This is a genomic window from Vibrio sp. 1401 (genome assembly GCF_033340295.1).
Genome location: NZ_JAWOWF010000313.1, coordinates 1 through 739 on the forward strand (window position 1 = coordinate 1; position 739 = coordinate 739).

A 739-nucleotide genomic window follows, 5' to 3' on the forward strand; every position below is an offset into this window, starting at 1 on the left:
CAAAAACGAAAAGTAAGATAAGCGGATAAGACGCTAAAATCATTCGTTGCGACATGGCTTGAGGTTCAAACGACAATAAAGCTGAAATGAAATGTAAGCAAAGAATGAAAAGATGCTAATGAGTACAAAAAAGGACCATGAAAGGTCCTTTTTTGTATCTAGAGTACTTAGCAAAATAAGTCATCGCTAACAACGATGTCTACGAGGCTAGCTTTCCTTCCTTCGCTACTTAGCACTCAAAACCGCGGCAGGGTTCAGTTTCGCTGCGCGAGAAGCTGGGTACCAAGTGGCCAATAGGCTTAATACGATAGCGGTGGTCGACACCAATGCGACGTCAGGCCAATGCAACTGCGATGGAAGAAAGTCCACAAAGTAGATGTCACCCGATAAAAACTGGTGTCCTATTAAGCCTTCAAGCCCCTTAATGATTGGAGTTAAATTCAACGCAACCAACACACCAACAAGGCTACCGACAAGGCTACCAAACACTCCAGAGAAGACGCCCTGCCAAACGAAAATACGTTTAATCAGACCATCTTTTGCCCCCATCGTACGCAAAATCGCGATCTCTGCTGCGCGGTCCTTCACCGCCATCATCAATGTCGAGACGATATTGAAACACGCCACACCAATCACTAATACCATGACCAAATACATGATCGTGCGTACCAACTGAATGTCACGGTAGAGAAAGCCAAACTGCTGCTGCCAACTCTTCAAATATACGTACACATTCACA

At 44.8% G+C, this 739-nt stretch carries 1 protein-coding gene; it reads right to left on the bottom strand.

Translation table 11 applies throughout. The features are described from left to right. Positions 1 to 225: 225 nt before the first annotated feature. The coding region (locus R7Z77_RS25330) for an FtsX-like permease family protein (RefSeq protein ID WP_318137043.1) at positions 226 to 739 on the bottom strand (514 nt) is incomplete at its 5' end.